We start from the raw sequence: 13,109 nt of genomic DNA, 5'->3' as shown, positions 1-13,109 counted from the left end.
TTAGGAGTAAATTATGGCATATAGTGAAAAAGTCGTTGATCATTATGAAAACCCACGTAATGTTGGTTCATTTGATCAAAATGATCCTAATGTTGGTAGCGGTATGGTTGGCGCGCCAGCGTGTGGCGATGTGATGCGTCTACAAATCAAAGTGAATGATAATGGGATTATTGAAGATGCTAAGTTCAAAACTTATGGTTGTGGTAGTGCAATTGCATCAAGTTCCTTGGTTACAGAATGGATAAAAGGTAAATCATTAGACGAAGCAGGAGCGATCAAAAATACGGATATTGCTAAGGAGCTTGCTTTACCTCCAGTAAAAATCCATTGTTCGATACTAGCGGAAGATGCAATTAAAGCAGCTATTGAAGACTATAAAACCAAAAAAGGACAACGCTAATGGCAATCACATTGACTAATAGCGCAGCTGATCGTGTCCAAGCTTTCCTTGCCAATCGAGGAAAAGGTATTGGGTTACGATTAGGTGTTAAAACATCCGGTTGTTCTGGTATGGCGTATGTTTTAGAGTTTGCCGATGTGATTAATGATGATGATAGTGTCTTTGAAGACAAACAAGTCAAAGTTATCGTGGATAAAAAGAGCTTAGTCTATATTGATGGCACTGAACTTGATTTTGTTAAAGAAGGATTAAACGAAGGTTTCAAGTTTAATAATCCTAATGTGCAACACGAATGCGGTTGCGGTGAAAGCTTTAATGTGTAATTGGACACAATAACTATGGTTAATTACTTTGAGCTATTTAATTTGCCGGTTCAATTACCGGTGAATACCGCTGAGCTAACGACTTGTTATCAACAATTGCAAAGGCAATATCACCCAGATAATTTTGCCGTTGCAACCGATAATGATAAAGTGGCAATTGTTCAAAAATCAGCAACCATTAATGATGGTTACCATACGTTAAAAAATCCAATCAAAGCTGCCGAGTATTTTTTATCTCTACAAGGTTTTGATGTGGCAACTGAACAAAATATTATTCATGATGTCGATTTTTTAATGGAGCAATTTGTTTTACGTGAAAGGCTTGATGAAATCGAGAGTAAAGGGAATTTTGAATTATTAGATGATTTTCAAGCTGAGGTTGTTGCGCGACAGAATATTGTTTATAACGGATTATTACAATTTATTGCTAATCAAGATTGGTCAACTGCACTTAATCAGATCTATAAAATCCGCTATCTTGCTAGGTTGATTGAACAAATCGAAAAGTTACAAGAAAAGCAATTTGATTTATAATTTAAAATAAGTAACGTATCGATAGAGATAGATTAAATGGTATTATTACAGATCAGTGAACCAGGGCAAACTCCACTACCACATCAGCGTCGCCTTGCGGTGGGGATTGATCTTGGTACAACGAATTCATTAGTAGCGACGGTTCGAAGCGGAAAAGCAGAGGTATTACCTGATTTAGAAGGTAATTTACTGTTACCATCCGTTGTGCATTATGGTGTTGATTATGATGATAACCCTATTATTACAATTGGAAAAAATGCTAAAGACAATGCCGTTAATGATCCGCAAAATACTGTCAGTTCTATTAAGCGATTAATGGGGCGAAGTTTATCTGATATAGATTTATCGTATTTTCCTTATACTTTTTCGCAAACTGAAAATGGTGTTCCTTTATTAAACTTGTCTAATGTTCAAGTCAATCCGATACAAGTTTCATCAGAAATTCTCACCGCTTTATCTGAGCGGGCAAAAGAGAGTTTGCAAGGTGAAATTGATGGTGTAGTTATTACTGTGCCAGCTTATTTTGATGATGCACAACGGCAAGCAACGAAAGATGCTGCAAAGTTAGCTGGCTTGCATGTATTGCGTTTACTCAATGAGCCCACAGCTGCTGCTATTGCCTATGGTTTAGATTCAGGAAAAGAAGGTGTTATCGCTGTTTATGATTTAGGTGGTGGTACTTTTGATATTTCTATTTTGCGCTTAAATAAAGGTGTTTTTGAAGTCCTAGCAACCGGTGGTGATTCTGCACTTGGTGGTGATGATTTTGATCGGTTATTGGCTGACTATATAAAGAGGGAATTAGGGTTAGTTAATAATATAGATCCTTATATTAATCAAAAAATCAGTAACCAAGCGACTGAAATAAAGATTTTACTGAGTCGTCAAGATTCGGCTGTATTGTCGCTTGATAATCAGTCATTGACTATTACCCGCCAGCAATTTCAACAATTAATTGAGCCATTGGTTAAACGTACTTTGGCCGTTTGTCGCCGAGCGTTAAAAGATGCAGAGATTAGTGTGGATGAAGTGGTTGAAGTTGTTATGGTTGGTGGCTCTACTCGCGTGCCATTAGTACGGCAATCAGTGGGACATTATTTCAAAACACATCCGTTAACATCTATTGATCCTGATAAAGTAGTTGCCATTGGTGCAGCTATTCAAGCTGATATTTTGGTTGGAAATAAACCTGATTCGGATATGTTATTGCTTGATGTGATCCCATTGTCGTTAGGCATTGAAATCATGGGCGAATTGGTTGAAAAAATCATTCCACGTAATAGTACGATTCCGTGTGCAAGGGCTCAAGAGTTTACCACTTTTAAAGATGGTCAAACTGCGATGATGATTCATGTTTTACAAGGAGAACGTGAAAGTGTCGCTGACTGTCGATCGTTGGCTCGTTTTACATTGCAAGGTATTCCACCAATGCCAGCCGGTGGTGCGCACATTAGGGTGACTTTTCAAGTTGATGCCGATGGTTTATTAAATGTTACAGCAATGGAAAAATCAACGGGTATTGAAGCCACTATCCAAGTAAAACCTTCATATGGATTAACTGATAATGAAATTGCTGATATGATTCAAGATTCAATCAGTAATGCAGAGCAAGATAAACAGATTCGAATGCTTGCTGAACAAAAAGTTGAGGCAGCTAGAGTACTTGAAAGCTTACAAAGCGCTTTAGATAAAGATGCTGACTTATTAAATGAAAAGGAATTGAGCCTGATTTTAGCAGCTAAGCATCAATTACAAGTAGCGAGTGAATCAGATAATAGTTACGCAATTGAAAAGCAAATAAAAATTGTTGATAACCTGACACAAGATTTTGCTGCCAAGCGAATGGACAGGTCTATTCGTCATGCTTTAACTGGTCATAGAGTTGATGATATTTAACTAACGAGATTATTATGCCAAAAATTACTTTTTTACCGAATGCCGATCTTTGCCCAGATGGAAAAACTGTTGAGGCGCAAGAAGGCGAATCTATTTTAGAAGTGGCATTGCGCAATGATATTGAAATTGAGCATGCGTGTGAAATGTCATGTGCTTGTTCTACATGCCACTGTATTGTTCGCAAAGGGTTCGATTCTCTAGAAGAAAGTGATGAGCAGGAAGATGACATGCTAGACAAAGCGTGGGGTGTTGAACCTCATAGCCGTTTAAGTTGCCAAGCTCGCGTCACGAATCAAGATCTAGAGGTTGAGATTCCAAGATATAGCCTTAATCACGCCAAAGAAGATCATTAACTTGCTATCATAATGACGAATGATACCCATTATAGTTCACTATAAAAATTAATCTTAAATCTGGTTATTTGATTGAAATTTGATGTTTGTAAATCAATAACCAGAAAAAACGCTTTATCTTTAAACCCAAATATCTGTATTTATTTCTTGCCGTTAGTTAACTAAAGGGGTATAATCCATCCACTTTGTTTATTGCCTTTATATAAGCAAATGATAAAAAGATATAATCGTTATGTAGAAAATAGCTAATTATATCAACAATACTCCCGATTTGGGGGTTACGAAAAAGAACGGATTACACTCTCCTGTCAATCGAAACAGGGAAAGAGGAGTAGTCTTTTGTTATAACTTTTAAATAATGGAGCTCTGGTCTCATGTCGAACCAAAGAATCCGTATCCGGTTAAAAGCGTTTGATCATCGTTTGATTGATCAATCAACTGCTGAAATTGTAGAAACTGCGAAGCGCACTGGTGCGCAAGTTCGTGGTCCTATTCCATTACCGACACGCAAAGAGCGTTTTACTGTATTGATTTCTCCGCACGTTAATAAAGATGCGCGTGATCAATACGAGATTCGCACTCATAAACGTCTAGTTGATATCGTTGAGCCAACTGAAAAAACAGTTGATGCTTTAATGCGTCTAGATCTTGCTGCCGGTGTTGATGTGCAGATCAGTTTAGGTTAATCCTAAGCTGAATGATTGAGAGGTCGAAACAATGATTGGTTTAATCGGTCGTAAAGTAGGAATGACACGTATCTTCACTGAAGAAGGTGTTTCTATTCCTGTCACCGTAGTAGAAGTTCAAAGCAACCGTATTACTCAAGTAAAAACCCTTGAGAATGATGGTTATCAAGCTATTCAGGTTACTACTGGCAGTAAAAAAGCAAGCCGCGTAAACAAACCTGAAGCAGGTCATTTCGCTAAGGCTGGCGTTGAAGCTGGTCGTGGTCTATGGGAATTCCGTTTTGAAGAAGGCGAATTTGCTGTAGGTCAAAGTATTAACGTTGATATTTTCACAGACGTTAAAAAAGTTGATGTTACTGGAACATCTAAAGGTAAAGGTTTTGCTGGCGTCACTAAGCGTTGGAATTTCCGTACTCAAGATGCAACTCATGGTAACTCTTTGGCACACCGTGGTCATGGCTCTATTGGTCAAAACCAAACTCCGGGTAAAGTGTTTAAAGGTCGTAAAATGGCAGGTCACCTAGGTAATGAACGTGTAACCGTTCAAAACTTAGATATTGTGCGTGTTGATGCTGAACGTAATCTTTTATTAATTAAAGGTGCAGTTCCTGGCGCAATCAATAGTGACGTAATTGTTAAACCGGCAATCAAGGCTTAACGTCGAGGAGATAGAGATGGAATTAGTAGTAAAAGACGCGCAAGCGCTTTCTGTTTCCGAAACTACCTTCGGACGTGAGTTTAATGAAGCGTTAGTTCACCAAGTAGTTGTTGCTTATGCATCTGCTGCTCGTCAAGGCTCACGCGCACAAAAAACTCGTGCAGAAATCGCTGGTTCAGGCAAAAAACCATGGCGTCAAAAAGGCACAGGTCGTGCTCGTTCAGGTTCTGTTAAGAGCCCAATTTGGCGCAGTGGTGGTGTAACATTTGCAGCAAAACCGCAAGATCATAGCCAAAAAGTTAACCGTAAAATGTATCGTGGTGCATTAAAGAGTATTTTCTCTGAATTAGTGCGTCAAGAACGTTTAGTTGTGGTTGAAACATTTACTGTTGAAGCACCTAAGACTAAATTATTAACTCAGAAATTAAGTGATATGAACCTTAACGATGTTCTTATTATCGCTTCTGAAGTTGATGAAAATCTTTTCTTAGCAGCACGTAACTTGCATAAAGTTGATGTGCGTGATGTGGCAGGTATTGATCCAGTTAGTTTGATTGCATTTGACAAAGTGGTTATCACTGTTGATGCCGTTAAACAAGTAGAGGAGATGTTAGCATGATTCGTGAAGAGCGTCTGCTTAAAGTCCTGCGAGCACCACATGTTTCTGAAAAAGCATCTATTTCAATGGAAAAAACAAATACATTAGTATTGAAAGTTGCTAAAGATGCTACTAAGAGAGAGATTAAAGCCGCAGTTGAACAACTATTTGAAGTTAAAGTAGATGACGTTAATACCCTTGTTGTTAAAGGTAAAGTTAAACGTCGTGGTCAACAAATCGGTCGCCGTAGCGACTGGAAAAAAGCTTACGTTACTTTAGCAGAAGGTCAAAATTTAGACCTTGCTGGCGTCGCTGAGTAATTCGGAGGAGTAAGAACAATGGCAGTTGTTAAGTGTAAACCTACATCTCCGGGTCGTCGCCACGTTGTTAAAGTGGTTAACCCAGAGTTGCATAAAGGTAAGCCTTATGCACCGTTGCTTGATTCAAAAAGCAAAACTGGTGGTCGCAATAATAATGGTCGAATCACTACCCGTCATATTGGTGGTGGTCATAAACAACATTATCGTATTGTCGACTTTAAGCGCAATAAAGATGGTATTCCAGCAGTTGTTGAACGTTTGGAATACGATCCGAATCGTAGTGCAAATATTGCATTAGTTTTATATAAAGACGGTGAACGTCGTTATATTTTAGCGCCTAAAGGCTTAAAAGCAGGTGATCAGATCCAATCTGGCGTTGACGCATCAATTAAAACAGGTAACTGTTTACCTATGCGCAACATCCCAGTCGGTTCTACCGTGCATAATATTGAAATGAAACCAGGTAAAGGCGGACAACTTGCTCGCTCTGCTGGTAGTTATGTTCAAATCGTTGCGCGTGATGGTGCATATGTAACATTGCGTTTGCGTTCAGGTGAAATGCGTAAAGTATTATCTGATTGCCGTGCTACTATTGGTGAAGTGGGTAATTCAGAGCATATGCTTCGTGTATTAGGTAAAGCGGGTGCAACGCGTTGGCGTGGTGTTCGTCCTACTGTTCGCGGTACAGCAATGAACCCGGTAGACCATCCACATGGTGGTGGTGAAGGTCGTAACTTTGGTAAACATCCTGTGTCTCCATGGGGTCAAAAAGCCAAAGGATTGAAAACGCGTAGCAACAAACGTACTGATAAGTATATTGTTCGCCGTCGCAATAAGAAATAATTAATATAGAGGATTAGCTATGCCACGTTCTCTCAAGAAGGGTCCTTTCATTGACCTACACTTGCTGAAGAAGGTAGAGAAAGCGGTGGAAAGCGGGGACAAGAAACCAATTCGTACTTGGTCCCGTCGTTCAACGATCTTTCCTAATATGATCGGATTGACCATCGCTGTCCATAATGGTCGTCAGCACGTTCCAGTTTATGTTTCCGACGAAATGGTTGGTCATAAATTGGGTGAATTCGCGCCGACTCGTACTTATCGCGGTCACGCAGCTGATAAGAAAGCTAAGAAGAAATAAGTAGGAGAAAGAGATGGAAACAATTGCAAAGTACCGCCACGCTCGTTCTTCTGCACAAAAAGTTCGCTTAGTTGCAGATCTTGTTCGCGGTAAGAAAGTGTCTCAGGCACTAGATATTTTAACGTACACCAATAAAAAAGCGGCTGTACTTGTTAAAAAAGTATTAGAGTCTGCTATTGCTAATGCAGAGCATAACGATGGTGCTGATATTGATGATCTAAAAGTTGCGAAAATTTTCGTAGACGAAGGCCCAACCATGAAGCGTATTATGCCTCGTGCGAAAGGTCGCGCAGATCGAATTTTGAAGCGTACGAGTCACATCACCGTGATCGTCTCAGATCGCTAGGCTGGAGAATAGCAATGGGTCAAAAAGTAAATCCAAATGGTATCCGATTAGGCATTGTCAAGCCTTGGACATCTACATGGTATTCGGGTACAAAGACATTCGCTGATAATTTAGAAAGTGATTTTAGAGTGCGTCAATTCTTGAACAAAGAATTAGCACAAGCATCAATCTCTAAGATTGTGATCGATCGTTCAGCAGAAACTAACGTTCGCATTACTATTCACACTGCTCGTCCGGGTATTGTGATTGGTAAAAAAGGTGAGGACGTTGAAAAATTACGTAATGCCGTAGCTTCTATTGTCAATAAATATAAAGACAAAAAAGAGAAACGTGATGTTGCAGTACAAATTAATATTGCCGAAGTTCGTAAACCAGAACTAGACGCAAAATTAGTTGCTGATAGCATTACTTCTCAGTTAGAACGCCGTGTTATGTTCCGTCGTGCGATGAAACGTGCGGTACAAAACGCAATGAAAGCGGGTGCTAAAGGTATCAAAGTTGAAGTAAGTGGTCGTTTAGGCGGCGCTGAAATTGCTCGTAGTGAATGGTATCGTGAAGGACGTGTGCCTTTACATACATTACGTGCTGACATCGACTATGGATTGTCTGAAGCATTAACTACCTATGGTATTATTGGTGTTAAAGTGTGGATCTTCAAAGGTGAGATCCTTGGTGGTATGGCTGCCGTTGAACAAGCAGAAAAACAACCTGCTGCTCAACCGAAAAAGCAGCGCAAAGGCCGAAAACAATAAGGAGCGTCGCTGATGTTACAACCAAAGCGTACAAAATTCCGTAAAGTGCACAAGGGCCGCAATCGTGGTCTAGCTGTAAGTACTGATGTTAGTTTCGGTACATTCGGTCTTAAGGCTGTAGGTCGTGGTCGTTTGACTGCGCGCCAGATCGAAGCGGCACGTCGTGCAATGACTCGTGCAGTTAAGCGTCAAGGTAAAATCTGGATTCGAGTTTTCCCTGATAAACCAATTACCGAAAAACCACTTGCGGTGCGTATGGGTAAAGGTAAGGGTAACGTTGAATACTGGGTTGCGCAGATTCAACCAGGTAAAGTCCTTTATGAAATGGACGGTGTACCGGAAGAAGTTGCTCGTGAAGCATTTGCGTTGGCAGCTGCAAAACTGCCAATTAAAACCACCTTTGTGATTAAGACGGTGATGTAAATGAAAGCAAAAGAGCTACGCGAAAAAAGCGTTGAAGAGTTAAATACTGAACTTCTTAATTTATTACGTGAGCAATTTAACTTACGTATGCAATTAGCTGGAGGTCAGTTAACACAGACTCATATGTTAAAACAAGTGCGTCGTAATATTGCACGTGTTAAAACATTATTAACTGAGAAGGCGGGTGCGTAATATGACTACTGAAGTAAAAATTCGTACTCAGCAAGGTCGTGTTATTAGCGACAAAATGGATAAATCTATTACTGTAGCTATAGAACGTAAAGTGAAGCATCCGTTATATGGTAAGTTCATTAAACGTACGACTAAATTGCATGTACATGACGAAAACAACGAGTGTGGTATTGGGGATACTGTAGAAATTAAAGAGTGTCGTCCATTATCAAAAACCAAATCTTGGACTCTTGTTCGAATCGTTGAAAAAGCAGTTATCTAATCTTTTTGATTAAAAACTGTACATAATATAATAAACGGCTGAGTGGCCGTTTATTATATGCTATCCATTTTACTTGAGTGGTGTTATACTATCCGCCCTCACGTAAGTGGTTTTTTGGTTGTCTATTCTTATCCATGGTAGTTGAAGTGGATGAAGGTAGATTAGACAATAATTTATTTATACGGAGCATTAAAATGATCCAAGAACAGACTAGGCTAGATGTTGCCGATAACTCTGGCGCACGTAGCGTAATGTGTATCAAGGTTCTCGGTGGATCGCACCGTCGTTATGCAGCGGTAGGTGATATCATCAAAGTTACCATTAAAGAAGCAATTCCACGTGGTAAAGTTAAAAAAGGTGATGTGCTTAAAGCTGTTGTAGTGCGCACTAGAAAAGGTGTTCGTCGTCCTGATGGATCTGTCATTCGTTTCGATCGTAATGCTTGTGTTATTTTAAATAATAACAGTGAGCAACCGATTGGTACGCGTATTTTTGGACCGGTCACTCGTGAACTTCGTTCTGAGAAGTTTATGAAGATCATTTCATTAGCACCAGAAGTACTGTAAGGAGCGGGTAATGGCAGCGAAAATCCGTCGAGAAGATGAAGTTATCGTGTTAACCGGTAAAGATAAAGGTAAACGCGGTAAAGTAAAAAGCGTTTTGTCTACAGGAAAAGTGATTGTTGAAGGTATTAATTTGGTGAAAAAACATCAAAAACCAGTACCTGCATTAAATCAAGAAGGTGGAATTGTTGAAAAAGAAGCAGCAATTAATGTTTCTAACGTAGCAATTTTCAACCCAGCTACAGGCAAAGCAGATCGCGTAGGCTTTCGTATTGAAGACGGTAAAAAAGTCCGTTTTTATAAGTCTACTAATGAATTAATCAATTAAGTAATTTGGAGTGTACGATGGCGAAACTGCATGATTACTACAAAGCACAGGTAGTAAATAAACTGCAAGAACAGTTTGGCTACAAATCTGTCATGCAAGTCCCTCGGATCGAAAAGATCACCTTGAATATGGGTGTGGGTGAAGCAATTACTGATAAGAAATTATTAGATAATGCGGTTGCAGATTTAGCTGCAATCAGTGGTCAAAAACCGCTTGTCACTAAAGCACGCAAATCAGTTGCTGGTTTTAAAATCCGTCAAGGGTATCCTATTGGTTGTAAAGTCACTTTACGTGGCGAACGTATGTGGGAATTTTTTGAACGTCTAGTTTATATTGCTCTTCCTCGTACTCGAGATTTTCGTGGTTTAAGCGCAAAATCTTTTGATGGTCGTGGTAACTATAGCATGGGTGTTCGTGAGCAAATCGTTTTCCCTGAAATCGATTATGATAAAGTTGATCGTGTTCGTGGTTTAGATATTACTATCACAACAAGTGCACAATCAGATGAAGAAGGCCGAGCTTTATTATCTGCCTTTAACTTCCCATTTCGTAAGTAAGGTAGGGCATAATGGCTAAACAATCAATGATTGAACGCGATAAAAAACGCGTAAAGCTAGCAGAAAAATATTTTGCAAAGCGTCAAGAATTAAAAGCGATTATCTCTGATCTTAATGCATCAGATGAAGATCGTTGGAATGCAGTGCTTAAATTGCAAACGCTTCCTCGTGATTCTAGTCCATCACGTCAACGTCGTCGTTGTCGTCAAACTGGTCGTCCTCATGGCGTCCTTCGTAAGTTTGGTTTAAGTCGTATTAAGGTTCGTGAGTCAGCCATGCGTGGTGAGATTCCTGGTCTTAAAAAGGCAAGTTGGTAATCAGGGGAGTGTTATAGATGAGCATGCAAGATCCTATAGCAGATATGTTGACCCGTATTCGTAACGGTCAATCTGCGAATAAAGTTGCAGTCACCATGCCTTCCTCTAAGCTGAAAGTGGCTATTGCCAATGTGCTAAAAGAAGAAGGTTATATCGGGGACTATAAAGTTGTTGGTGACACTAAGCCAGAATTGGAAATTACTTTAAAATATTTCCAAGGCAAAGCTGTTGTAGAAAGTATCAAACGTGTTAGCCGTCCAGGTTTACGTATTTATAAACGTAAAGATGAATTACCAAAAGTTATGGCTGGACTAGGTATCGCAGTTGTTTCTACTTCTAAAGGTGTTATGACTGATCGTGCAGCACGCCAAGCAGGTCTTGGTGGTGAAATTATCTGCTACGTAGCGTAAGGGAGAAAAAGATGTCTCGTGTTGCAAAAGCACCTGTCGTTGTTCCTGCTGGCGTAGAGGTAAAACTCAATGGTCAGGTAATTACGATTAAAGGTAAAAATGGCGAGTTATCTCGCACAATAAATAATGCGGTTGTGATTAATCAAGAAGAAGGTCAAATTAAATTTGCTCCTCGTGATGGTTTTGCAGATGCTTGGGCTCAAGCAGGTACTGCTCGCGCATTGATTAACGCAATGGTTATTGGTGTTACTGAAGGTTTTACTAAAAAACTTCAGCTAGTTGGTGTCGGTTATCGTGCACAAGTTAAAGGTAATGCAATTGGTTTATCTCTTGGATATTCACATCCAATTGAACATCAATTACCTGCAGGTGTAACAGCTGAATGTCCTTCTCAAACTGAAATCGTGCTAAAAAGTGCTGATAAACAGTTAATTGGACAAGTAGCTGCTGATATCCGTGCTTATCGTCGTCCTGAGCCTTATAAAGGTAAAGGTGTTCGTTACGCAGATGAAGTTGTGCGTACTAAAGAAGCTAAGAAAAAGTAAGGTAACACTATGGATAAGAAATCAGCTCGTATCCGTCGTGCAACTAAAGCGCGTCGCAAGATGCATGAACTACTTGCAACTCGCTTAGTGGTTCACCGCACTCCGCGTCATATTTATGCGCAGATTATCGCACCAAACGGATCAGAAGTACTGGCAGCTGCTTCTACATTAGAAAAAGCTATCAGTGAAAGTTTAAAATACACCGGAAACAAAGATGCAGCGGCGGCGGTTGGTAAAGCAATTGCTGAACGTGCATTAGCGAAAGATATCAAAGAAGTTTCATTTGATCGTTCAGGTTTCCAATATCATGGTCGAGTTCAGGCGCTAGCAGATGCTGCTCGCGAAGCTGGCCTACAGTTCTAAGGTAGGAGTTAAAGATGTCAAACATCGAAAAACAAGCTGGTGAACTGCAGGAAAAACTAATCGCAGTTAACCGAGTTTCTAAAACCGTAAAAGGTGGTCGTATTTTTAGTTTTTCTGCACTAACAGTTGTTGGTGACGGTAATGGCCGCGTAGGTTTTGGATATGGTAAAGCACGTGAAGTGCCAGCAGCAATTCAAAAAGCAATGGAAAAAGCACGTCGCAATATGATCAATGTTGCATTAAATAACGATACATTACAGCATCCAGTTAAAGGTGCTCACACAGGTTCTCGTGTTTATATGCAACCAGCATCAGAAGGTACTGGTATTATCGCTGGTGGTGCAATGCGTGCCGTTTTAGAAGTTGCTGGTGTTCGTAATGTTCTAGCTAAAGCATATGGTTCTACTAACCCAATTAATGTGGTTCGTGCAACGATTGATGGCTTAGAAAATATGAAATCACCCGAAATGGTTGCTGCTAAACGTGGTAAAACCGTCGAAGAAATTTTGGGGTAATTAACCATGGCAAAAACAATTAAAATTACACAGACTCGTAGTTCTATTGGTCGTCTACCGAAGCACAAAGCGACGTTAGTTGGTCTTGGATTACGTCGCATTGGTCATACTGTTGAGCGTGAGGATACTCCGGCTATTCGCGGTATGGTAAACCAAGTTTATTACATGGTTAAAGTAGAGGAGTAATAGTAATGCGTTTAAATACTTTATCTCCTGCGGAAGGTTCAAAGCATGCACCAAAACGTTTAGGCCGAGGAATCGGTTCTGGACTAGGTAAAACCGGTACTCGTGGTGTTAAAGGTCAAAAATCTCGTTCAGGCGGTGGCGTTCGTCGCGGCTTTGAAGGTGGTCAAATGCCTTTATATCGTCGTTTACCAAAATTTGGTTTTACCTCACGTAAAGCTCTAGTTACAGCTCAAGTTCGTCTTTCTGATTTGATGAAAGTCGAAGGCGATATTGTTGACCTAAATAGCTTGAAAGTTGCTAATGTGATTAATTCACATATCGAATATGCAAAAATTATGTTATCTGGTGAGGTAACTAAACCAGTAACTGTTCGTGGTATTCGGGTAACTAAAGGTGCTAAAGCTGCAATTGAAGCTGCTGGCGGAAAAATTGAGGAATAAT

The 13,109-nt window shown here is 39.9% G+C and carries 26 protein-coding genes; all 26 read left to right on the top strand.

What is annotated here, in order from left to right:
* The first annotated feature begins 13 nt into the window (after positions 1–13).
* The gene (iscU, locus tag ACYIAM_RS01910) at positions 14–400 is read left to right on the top strand and encodes a Fe-S cluster assembly scaffold IscU (RefSeq protein WP_065586702.1); all 387 of its coding nucleotides are present in this window, start codon (positions 14–16) and stop codon (positions 398–400) included.
* Complete coding sequence (iscA, locus tag ACYIAM_RS01905; protein WP_065638305.1) at positions 400–723, top strand: iron-sulfur cluster assembly protein IscA; 324 nt, start codon at positions 400–402, stop codon at positions 721–723. The genes iscU and iscA overlap by 1 nt, the downstream gene beginning before the upstream one ends.
* Before the next feature lie 15 nt (positions 724–738).
* Positions 739–1,257, top strand: a complete 519-nt coding sequence (gene hscB, locus ACYIAM_RS01900) for a Fe-S protein assembly co-chaperone HscB (RefSeq protein ID WP_483747043.1) — start codon at positions 739–741, stop codon at positions 1,255–1,257.
* 36 nt (positions 1,258–1,293) lie between these two features.
* Positions 1,294–3,153, top strand: coding sequence for a Fe-S protein assembly chaperone HscA (hscA, locus tag ACYIAM_RS01895; RefSeq protein ID WP_483747042.1), 1,860 nt, complete (start codon positions 1,294–1,296; stop codon positions 3,151–3,153).
* Positions 3,154–3,167: 14 nt separating this feature from the next.
* Positions 3,168–3,506: an ISC system 2Fe-2S type ferredoxin gene (fdx, locus tag ACYIAM_RS01890; RefSeq protein WP_065638308.1), complete on the top strand. Its 339-nt coding sequence runs from the start codon at positions 3,168–3,170 to the stop codon at positions 3,504–3,506.
* Between the two features lie 374 nt (positions 3,507–3,880).
* Positions 3,881–4,192 carry a 30S ribosomal protein S10 gene (rpsJ, locus tag ACYIAM_RS01885; RefSeq protein ID WP_006120582.1) on the top strand — a complete coding sequence of 104 codons (312 nt, stop codon included), beginning with the start codon at positions 3,881–3,883 and terminating at the stop codon, positions 4,190–4,192.
* 31 nt (positions 4,193–4,223) lie between these two features.
* Positions 4,224–4,850, top strand: a complete 627-nt coding sequence (gene rplC / locus ACYIAM_RS01880; protein WP_065634454.1) for a 50S ribosomal protein L3 — start codon at positions 4,224–4,226, stop codon at positions 4,848–4,850.
* A gap of 16 nt (positions 4,851–4,866) precedes the next feature.
* Positions 4,867–5,469 (top strand): 50S ribosomal protein L4, encoded by a 603-nt coding sequence (gene rplD, locus ACYIAM_RS01875; protein WP_174796559.1) that lies wholly within the window; start codon positions 4,867–4,869, stop codon positions 5,467–5,469.
* Positions 5,466–5,768: a 50S ribosomal protein L23 gene (gene rplW / locus ACYIAM_RS01870; RefSeq protein ID WP_034885052.1), complete on the top strand. Its 303-nt coding sequence runs from the start codon at positions 5,466–5,468 to the stop codon at positions 5,766–5,768. Before rplD ends, rplW begins: the two co-directional genes overlap by 4 nt.
* An 18-nt stretch (positions 5,769–5,786) precedes the next feature.
* On the top strand, positions 5,787–6,611 hold the full coding sequence (gene rplB / locus ACYIAM_RS01865; protein WP_065558580.1) for a 50S ribosomal protein L2: 825 nt from the start codon (positions 5,787–5,789) through the stop codon (positions 6,609–6,611).
* 19 nt (positions 6,612–6,630) lie between these two features.
* Positions 6,631–6,909: a 30S ribosomal protein S19 gene (gene rpsS, locus ACYIAM_RS01860; protein ID WP_024496505.1), complete on the top strand. Its 279-nt coding sequence runs from the start codon at positions 6,631–6,633 to the stop codon at positions 6,907–6,909.
* A gap of 13 nt (positions 6,910–6,922) precedes the next feature.
* Positions 6,923–7,255 (top strand): 50S ribosomal protein L22, encoded by a 333-nt coding sequence (rplV, locus tag ACYIAM_RS01855; protein WP_034884235.1) that lies wholly within the window; start codon positions 6,923–6,925, stop codon positions 7,253–7,255.
* A 14-nt stretch (positions 7,256–7,269) separates the two neighbouring features.
* Complete coding sequence (rpsC, locus tag ACYIAM_RS01850; RefSeq protein WP_065638310.1) at positions 7,270–8,007, top strand: 30S ribosomal protein S3; 738 nt, start codon at positions 7,270–7,272, stop codon at positions 8,005–8,007.
* Positions 8,008–8,019: 12 nt separating this feature from the next.
* Positions 8,020–8,430, top strand: a complete 411-nt coding sequence (gene rplP / locus ACYIAM_RS01845; protein ID WP_034911153.1) for a 50S ribosomal protein L16 — start codon at positions 8,020–8,022, stop codon at positions 8,428–8,430.
* Positions 8,431–8,622 (top strand): 50S ribosomal protein L29, encoded by a 192-nt coding sequence (gene rpmC / locus ACYIAM_RS01840; RefSeq protein ID WP_034902373.1) that lies wholly within the window; start codon positions 8,431–8,433, stop codon positions 8,620–8,622.
* A gap of 1 nt (position 8,623) precedes the next feature.
* Positions 8,624–8,884 (top strand): 30S ribosomal protein S17, encoded by a 261-nt coding sequence (rpsQ, locus tag ACYIAM_RS01835; RefSeq protein WP_034911151.1) that lies wholly within the window; start codon positions 8,624–8,626, stop codon positions 8,882–8,884.
* A gap of 194 nt (positions 8,885–9,078) precedes the next feature.
* Positions 9,079–9,450 (top strand): 50S ribosomal protein L14, encoded by a 372-nt coding sequence (rplN, locus tag ACYIAM_RS01830; RefSeq protein ID WP_025314392.1) that lies wholly within the window; start codon positions 9,079–9,081, stop codon positions 9,448–9,450.
* A gap of 10 nt (positions 9,451–9,460) precedes the next feature.
* Complete coding sequence (gene rplX / locus ACYIAM_RS01825; RefSeq protein WP_065561017.1) at positions 9,461–9,775, top strand: 50S ribosomal protein L24; 315 nt, start codon at positions 9,461–9,463, stop codon at positions 9,773–9,775.
* Positions 9,776–9,792: 17 nt separating this feature from the next.
* Positions 9,793–10,332, top strand: coding sequence for a 50S ribosomal protein L5 (gene rplE, locus ACYIAM_RS01820; protein ID WP_065558584.1), 540 nt, complete (start codon positions 9,793–9,795; stop codon positions 10,330–10,332).
* Positions 10,333–10,343: 11 nt separating this feature from the next.
* Positions 10,344–10,649, top strand: a complete 306-nt coding sequence (rpsN, locus tag ACYIAM_RS01815) for a 30S ribosomal protein S14 (RefSeq protein ID WP_025314395.1) — start codon at positions 10,344–10,346, stop codon at positions 10,647–10,649.
* A 17-nt stretch (positions 10,650–10,666) separates the two neighbouring features.
* Positions 10,667–11,059: a 30S ribosomal protein S8 gene (gene rpsH / locus ACYIAM_RS01810; RefSeq protein WP_065567155.1), complete on the top strand. Its 393-nt coding sequence runs from the start codon at positions 10,667–10,669 to the stop codon at positions 11,057–11,059.
* A gap of 11 nt (positions 11,060–11,070) precedes the next feature.
* Entirely contained in the window at positions 11,071–11,604 is a 534-nt protein-coding gene (gene rplF / locus ACYIAM_RS01805) for a 50S ribosomal protein L6 (protein ID WP_065638311.1), read from the top strand.
* Between the two features lie 9 nt (positions 11,605–11,613).
* On the top strand, positions 11,614–11,967 hold the full coding sequence (gene rplR, locus ACYIAM_RS01800; RefSeq protein ID WP_025314398.1) for a 50S ribosomal protein L18: 354 nt from the start codon (positions 11,614–11,616) through the stop codon (positions 11,965–11,967).
* A 14-nt stretch (positions 11,968–11,981) separates the two neighbouring features.
* Complete coding sequence (rpsE, locus tag ACYIAM_RS01795) at positions 11,982–12,482, top strand: 30S ribosomal protein S5 (RefSeq protein ID WP_025314399.1); 501 nt, start codon at positions 11,982–11,984, stop codon at positions 12,480–12,482.
* 6 nt (positions 12,483–12,488) lie between these two features.
* Entirely contained in the window at positions 12,489–12,668 is a 180-nt protein-coding gene (gene rpmD / locus ACYIAM_RS01790; protein WP_025314400.1) for a 50S ribosomal protein L30, read from the top strand.
* A 5-nt stretch (positions 12,669–12,673) separates the two neighbouring features.
* Positions 12,674–13,108, top strand: a complete 435-nt coding sequence (rplO, locus tag ACYIAM_RS01785; protein ID WP_065567153.1) for a 50S ribosomal protein L15 — start codon at positions 12,674–12,676, stop codon at positions 13,106–13,108.
* Position 13,109 lies beyond the last annotated feature (1 nt).

It is taken from the genome of Gilliamella sp. X-60, assembly GCF_057063585.1.
Note: the sequence above shows the minus strand (reverse complement) of the source record. Positions and strands in the feature narration are given on the sequence as shown.